Origin of the sequence: Streptomyces sp. yr375 (genome assembly GCF_900110755.1) — a bacterium.
GTDB lineage: Bacteria > Actinomycetota > Actinomycetes > Streptomycetales > Streptomycetaceae > Streptomyces.
Genome location: NZ_FOFF01000011.1, coordinates 190,640 through 196,639, shown reverse-complemented (window position 1 = coordinate 196,639; position 6,000 = coordinate 190,640). Strand labels below are relative to the sequence as shown.

The window sequence follows — 6,000 nt, the reverse complement described above, 5'->3', positions numbered from 1 at the left end:
CGGCAACCAGAAGCACCCGGTCCTCCAGCGGCAGGCTCCAAGGCCGGCCCTTGCGCACCGGATCCGCACCCTCGCGCCGCAGCGCAGTGATCAGCTTGCTGAACTGACGCGGGCTCAGCCCGGTGAACGGGGCTATCCAGGAGGGCTCCGACGCCGTGATCACACCAGACACGACAAGATCATCTCACCCGTGACCAGCACTTACGGGACAGCCCTTAGTTAAGTAGGGTCGGGGACTGGCGCGGTGGCTGATGCTCCGTTTCCAGTTCCCGACCCTCAGGCAACTCTTGGTGACGATGATGCGACCTTGAGCAATTGTCAATAGTTGTGGATCAGTTCGCTTCTTGACCGTTCGTAGCGCTGGTCGCCTCCAGCTGTTGGCGCAGTTGCCTGATTTCAGCGACGAGGCGGGGGACGGTGCCGCGGGCGGCGGCGATGAAGTGCGCGCTCATCGACGGCATCGACGTAGCGCGGCTGTTGGATGAGGGTCGCCGCCACGATCTCGCGATGGCCGAAGCCCGGCCACCGCTCGCCGAGGCCGGTGTCGGGCACGGTGCTCACGGCGACAAGGCTCATGGCGTCGGCATCATCGAGGTTGCGGACGAACCACGGGCCCGGAGTCACGGGCCCTGCCAGCTCGTCGAGTTCGTCCAGTTCCTCGTCGGTGAGGGGATTGGGCTGCCGGCGCCGCGAGTGACCTTGGCGCGGAGCTTGACCGGGGAAAATGCGGACTCGATCGGATGTGTGGTCCGCAAACGGCTGCGGACCTGTCCGCCCTCACGGTCCGCTGGCAGTCGGCTTCAGTGGCCTCGACACTCCTGGGAATCACCTCACCAGACACGCGGACCGTCCAGGCGCTTCGGCGGGGGCATCGCCGCCGTATGGTCAGCGCCGTGATCCGATGACAATGCGATGAAAGCTTCCGGGCGGGACCGCACAGCAGGTCCCGCCCGGAAGCTCTGAAGGAAGGAGATTTCCTTGCGCAATGCCCCCCAAGTCGTCTTCGTCGGAATGCTGGCGGTGTTTGGCGCTCTCTCGGCCTGGCTGCTGCCCGACGGCTGGAAGCTGATGTCGATTCCGCTCGCCCTCGTCTGCGCGACAGCCGCGCGCGGTTGGGCGGCCGGGCGGAAGTCCGAGTGAGCGATGCTCGAGACTCCGACATCGGCCGCCCGAGGCGTGGGCGGTGCTCGCGGGCGTCTGGCTCGCGCTGCTCGGCACGGCCCTGTACGTGCGAGCCGCGAGCGGAACCCTGTGAACAGGGTTCGAAGCCCGACCTGCACAGGAGAGTGACCGTCTGATCACTCTAAGTGCATGCCGGGTGACGTCGAAGTCGTTGGCGGCGAGCTGGAGTCGTTGGAACGGATGTTCAGCGGCTGCGGTCAGTCCGAGGGCGGGACAGCGACGTCCCGTACGGCGGTGAGGCCCTGCCGACCGCGGCGTGTGCGGTCGCCATCGCGTCCGCGGCTCTTCCTCGTTGACGAGGGTCTTCCTCGCCTTTTCAGCCTCGTGGCGGGCCCGCATCGCATGGTGCGGGCCTTTCCGTATGTCCATGCCCCGACCGGATACGAACGCAGCCGGTCGGCTGGCGCTGCGACGAGCGGCTCGTCGCTTTCCCCGGTGGTGACGGGCCAGACTCGTGTTCAGCGGGCGAGGGTGACGGTGATGGGCTGGTCGGGGCATTCGGCGAGGCGCCGGGCGAGGGCGGTCTGTTCGGCGGGGTCGATGGTGAGGCGGTAGCGGGTTTTGTCGGCGACCCAGTCGGTGACGTACTGGCACCAGTAGCCGGCGTATGGGGGCAGCCAGGTGGAGGGGTCCTGGTCGGACTTGGACCGGTTGGAGGCTGCGGACACCGCGATGAGCTTGTTCTTTATCTACCAAGATCTTCCGGGCTTGCCGATGGCCTTGAGGGTCTCGGGGCGTTTGGCGGTCTTGCCGACGTCGTAGCGGGGTGCCTGGTGCTTGTTCTTGACGCCGGGTGGCCGTCCGGGGCCGGCGCCTCGAGGTTTGGGAACACGGGCCGGGCAGGCCAGGTGAGCGCGGATGTTCCTGAACCCTCGGCGGACCCGGGCGGGGGTGAGCCGGGCGGAGGCAGCTGGCTTCTCCCAGGGTCGGCGGAGGTCCTTGGCGAGGGGCCGGGCAAGCCGGAGCTGGGTGTGAGCGACGATCAGGATCCAGGTCCAGCGGTCCGCCGCCTCGGGACTACGGAGTTTCGGGGTGGTCCAGCCGAGGGTCTGCTTCGCGAAGCGGAATGTGTGCTCCAGGTCGAAGCGGCGGAGAAATGCCTGCCAGAAACGGTCCACATCGTCTGGAGCGACGCCGGTCTTGGAGGACCATAACCGCACGGGCGGGGCATCACGGTCCTTCGACAGACGCTCGACCTTCAACCGGATCAACGTGCCCTCAACCAGCGGAAGTTCACCGTCATGGTCGAGCCATGATGACGCTCTTTGAATTTCCCCACCGGTGCTCAGTGGTGTCCCCAAACCTGCTCAGTTGATCTCCCCATCCATTGAGTGATCTTGATCGGCGTGTCGAACTGGTGTCGGCGTGTTGTGGAGAGCCTGCGTGTGCTTGACGGTCGGCCTGCTCGGAGGCCCGGATGCTCACGCGGGAGGAAGACGTGGACGCGCATGCTCTGCGTCGTCAGGGGTGGACGATCTCGGCTATCGCCCGGCATCTGGGCCGGGACCGCAAGACCATCCGCGCGTATTTGAACGGTGAGCAGGAGGCCGGTCAGCGCCGTCAGCCGCGAGATGGATTCCTGCCGTACTTGGACTACTGCCGCCAGCGGCTGGCCGATGATCCGCATCTGTGGGCGAGCGCGCTGTTCGACGAGGTCGTGGAACTGGGCTATGAGGGCGGGTACTCGACCTTCACGCGGGCTCTTCGCCGGTATGACGTGCGGCCGCACTGCGATCCGTGCCAGGCGACCCGGGGCCGGGATGTGGCGATCATCGCGCATCCGCCGGGCGAGGAGATCCAGTTCGACTGGCTTGAGCTGCCGGATCCGCCCGGCGAATGGGGTGTTGGCGCGCACGCGCACCTGCTGGTCGGTGCCCTGGCGCACTCCGGCCGGTGGCGAGCGGTCCTCGCGGAGTCCGAGGACTTCCCGCACCTGGTCCAGGGCCTGGACCAGGTGGTGCGCAGGCTGGGCGGGACCGCCCGCCGGTGGCGCTTCGACCGGATGTCCACGGTCTGTTATCCCTCCAGCGGTCAGGTGACCGCCGCGTTCGCCGGGGTGGCGAAGTACTACGGCGTCGGGGTGGACGTGTGTCCCTCGCGCCGCGGCAACCGCGAGGGCGTGGTGGAGAAGGCCAACCACTCGGCCGCTCAGCGGTGGTGGCGCACGGTCCCCGACCAATTGAGCGTCGAGCAGGCCCAGTCCGGTGTCGACAAGCTCTCCGTGCGGATGGACGCGCGTCGCCGCACGGTCGACGGGGCGCGGACCACGGTGGCCGAACTCGCCGCGGCGGAGCCGCTGTTGAGGCTTCCCGTGCTGCCGTTCCCGGCCCAGCTGTCGGTGGAACGGACGGTCACCGCCCAGAGCCTGGTGCCGTTCGAGGGCAACTTCTACTCGGTGCCGCCTGGCCTGCCCGGGGCCCGGGTGACGGTGACGCACCGCCTGGGCGAGGACTTCGTGAGCATCGCCACCGCCGGACGGGCTGTGATCGCCCGGCATCGCAGGGCGATGCGCGGGGCTGGGCAGATTGTCCGCGACGCCGGCCACGTGATCGCGCTGGAGCGGTCGGTGCTGGCCTCGTTCTCCGACCGGGCGCCCTGCAAGCCCAAGGTCCGCCGCCCGCCCACCGAGGCGGCCCTGGCCGAGGCCGAGCGGCTGCGCGCGGGGCAGGCGACCGGGTCGAGTGCCGAACGGGTCGTGATCGACCTGTCCCACTATGCCGCCGTGGCCGAACGGCTGCGGCACGTTCCCCCGCCTCAAAAGGAGGAAAACACGGAGTGAGTACGGCGCCGATGCAGATGAGCGAGGCACGCCGCTATCAGCAGTTGCGGGCCCATCTGTCCTACCTGAAACTCAACGATGCCGCCGAGGCGCTCAACCGGGTCCTGGATCAGTCCAGGACCGAGCGGATGACGCTGACCGCGGCGCTGGAACGCCTGCTGGAGATCGAGATCGAGGCCACCGAGGCCCGTCGGCTCGCCGCCCGGCTGCGGTTCGCCTGCCTGCCCGAACCCTGGACGCTGAACGACTTCGACTTCGCCGCCCAGCCCGGCGTCGACGAGAAACTCATCCGCGACCTGGCCACCCTGCGGTTCCTCGACGACGCCTCCAACGTGCTGTTCGTCGGCCCGCCCGGGGTGGGCAAGACCATGCTCTCGGTCGCGCTGGGCCGGGCCGCGGTCGACGCCGGCCACCGCGTCTACTTCACCACCGCCGCCGAACTGGCCGCCAAGTGCCACAAGGCCGCCCTGGAGGGAAGGTGGAAGACCTGCATGCGGTTCTTCGCCGGCCCCCGGCTGCTGGTGATCGACGAGCTGGGCTACCTCCCGCTGCCCGAGGACGGCGCTTCCGCGCTGTTCCAGGTGATCAACCAGCGGTATCTCAAATCGTCCACCATTTTGACCACGAATGTCGGTATCGCCGACTGGGCGGGCGCCTTCGGTGATACCACCGTGGCCGCCGCCATGCTCGACCGGCTCCTGCACCGGGCCGCGGTCGTCGGCATCGACGGCCCGTCCTACCGCCTGCGCGGCCACCAGCAGCAGGCCGAGACCCTGCGGCAGGGAGTGAACGCCCGTGTCTCCTGACCAGCCCAACACCCTCGAAGAACCAGATGAGTTGGCCCGGCACTGCCCGGTCTGCCAGACCACATTCACCATCGCCGGCAGCACCAGCCGGCAGATCTTCTGTTCACCCGCCTGCCGCGAAGCCAACCGCCAGCACACACCGGTCCGGCGGATCTGTCCCGTCTGCACCAACGAGTTCACCACCGACGTCAGTCCCCGCCGCATCTACTGCTCGGCCGAGTGCCGGGCCATCGCCCGCACCAGCACCGAGCACCTCGAACAACGCACCTGCCCCACCTGCCAGGAGGGCTTCGAAGCACCCCGCACCACCCGGCAGATCTACTGCTCTCCCACCTGCCGACGGGACGCCGACCGGCAACGCGGACAAGAGCGGGACGAGGCGCGGGCCCGCCGACTGGGCGAGACACCGTCCCCACCGCCGTTGCCCGAACTCCCGCCGCCGCCCAAGCCGGCGCACCGAACCGGAGGATCCCGCCAAGTGACCGCCGAACGCGACCCGTTGGAACCCGCCGCGACACGGAACTGCCCGCACTGCCAGCAGCCCGTCACCATCGTCGCCCTGCTGGCCACCCCCGAAGCCGCCCGCCCCGCCATGCCCGTCCGCAGCCCGGACATCATCCCGCTGCGGAGGACCCCGTGATCGGCCTCACCGGTCATGGCCAGATTGACGAACTGGTCTCGCGAACCCACAGCGAAGGCATCACCGACCTGGCCGCCGCCGCCCTGATCGAGCACGACGGGAAGTTCCTCCTCATCGAGGCCACCGCCTGCGACTTCGACACCCCACCCGCCTGGAAACTGCCCACCGGCCGCGTCTGGTCCGGCGAGACCCTGGTCATGGGCATGCACCGCATCCTGGCCGAACACTTCGGCTTCTCATCCGCCGACGTCGGCCGCTTCCTCGGCCACAACGACCACCTGGACGACCGCGGCCAGATCACCCGCGTCTTCGTCTTCGCCGTCACCGTCGAGCACCCCGACAGCATCTGCCAGAACGCCCATGTCGGACACCGCTGGATCGACACCATCAGCATCTCGCACACCCTCAACGGCATCGACGGCATGCTCCGCGTCTACTACGCCGACAACACCTGACCCTCACCGATCACCAGGGGCCGCCGACCTGATGGTCGGCGGCCCCTCAAGCATGCTCGTACTCCCCACCCTCCCCACATCGTCCAAACCCGGAACAAGTGAGGAAGAGAAGCAGCTCTGGCCAATTTCAAAGAGTCT

The 6,000-nt window shown here is 68.3% G+C and carries 7 protein-coding genes and 3 pseudogenes; 6 read left to right on the top strand and 4 right to left on the bottom strand.

Annotated features, from left to right (window positions below; translation table 11 throughout):
• Positions 1 to 172: pseudogene (locus BMZ82_RS14910) on the bottom strand (IS5/IS1182 family transposase); the annotation flags it as partial.
• A gap of 224 nt (positions 173 to 396) precedes the next feature.
• Positions 397 to 561: a hypothetical protein gene (locus BMZ82_RS41805; RefSeq protein ID WP_256251925.1), complete on the bottom strand. Its 165-nt coding sequence runs from the start codon at positions 559 to 561 to the stop codon at positions 397 to 399.
• A gap of 209 nt (positions 562 to 770) precedes the next feature.
• On the opposite strand from BMZ82_RS41805, the pseudogene BMZ82_RS41800 reads away from it, so the two are divergent.
• Together BMZ82_RS41800 and BMZ82_RS40685 are read left to right on the top strand one after the other, a co-directional pair.
• Positions 771 to 857, top strand: a pseudogene (locus BMZ82_RS41800) (peptidase M55); the annotation flags it as partial.
• A 121-nt stretch (positions 858 to 978) separates the two neighbouring features.
• Positions 979 to 1,140: a hypothetical protein gene (locus BMZ82_RS40685; protein WP_177244499.1), complete on the top strand. Its 162-nt coding sequence runs from the start codon at positions 979 to 981 to the stop codon at positions 1,138 to 1,140.
• A gap of 500 nt (positions 1,141 to 1,640) precedes the next feature.
• Here the strand turns inward: BMZ82_RS40685 and BMZ82_RS14900 are convergent, their stop codons facing one another.
• Together BMZ82_RS14900 and BMZ82_RS14895 are read right to left on the bottom strand one after the other, a co-directional pair.
• Positions 1,641 to 1,850, bottom strand: coding sequence for a hypothetical protein (locus BMZ82_RS14900; protein ID WP_256251924.1), 210 nt, complete (start codon positions 1,848 to 1,850; stop codon positions 1,641 to 1,643).
• Positions 1,851 to 1,871: 21 nt separating this feature from the next.
• A pseudogene (locus tag BMZ82_RS14895) lies at positions 1,872 to 2,441 on the bottom strand (transposase); the annotation flags it as partial.
• Positions 2,442 to 2,620: 179 nt separating this feature from the next.
• Here BMZ82_RS14895 and BMZ82_RS14890 point away from each other — a divergent pair.
• From BMZ82_RS14890 to BMZ82_RS14875, 4 genes are read left to right on the top strand one after another with little or no spacing between them, the layout of a single operon-like run.
• The gene (locus BMZ82_RS14890; protein ID WP_256251923.1) at positions 2,621 to 3,961 is read left to right on the top strand and encodes a Mu transposase domain-containing protein; all 1,341 of its coding nucleotides are present in this window, start codon (positions 2,621 to 2,623) and stop codon (positions 3,959 to 3,961) included.
• Positions 3,958 to 4,767, top strand: a complete 810-nt coding sequence (istB, locus tag BMZ82_RS14885) for an IS21-like element helper ATPase IstB (protein WP_256251922.1) — start codon at positions 3,958 to 3,960, stop codon at positions 4,765 to 4,767. The genes BMZ82_RS14890 and istB overlap by 4 nt, the downstream gene beginning before the upstream one ends.
• On the top strand, positions 4,757 to 5,407 hold the full coding sequence (locus BMZ82_RS41205) for a hypothetical protein (protein WP_218159031.1): 651 nt from the start codon (positions 4,757 to 4,759) through the stop codon (positions 5,405 to 5,407). The genes istB and BMZ82_RS41205 overlap by 11 nt, the downstream gene beginning before the upstream one ends.
• Positions 5,404 to 5,862: an NUDIX hydrolase gene (locus BMZ82_RS14875; RefSeq protein WP_093775710.1), complete on the top strand. Its 459-nt coding sequence runs from the start codon at positions 5,404 to 5,406 to the stop codon at positions 5,860 to 5,862. The genes BMZ82_RS41205 and BMZ82_RS14875 overlap by 4 nt, the downstream gene beginning before the upstream one ends.
• Positions 5,863 to 6,000 lie beyond the last annotated feature (138 nt).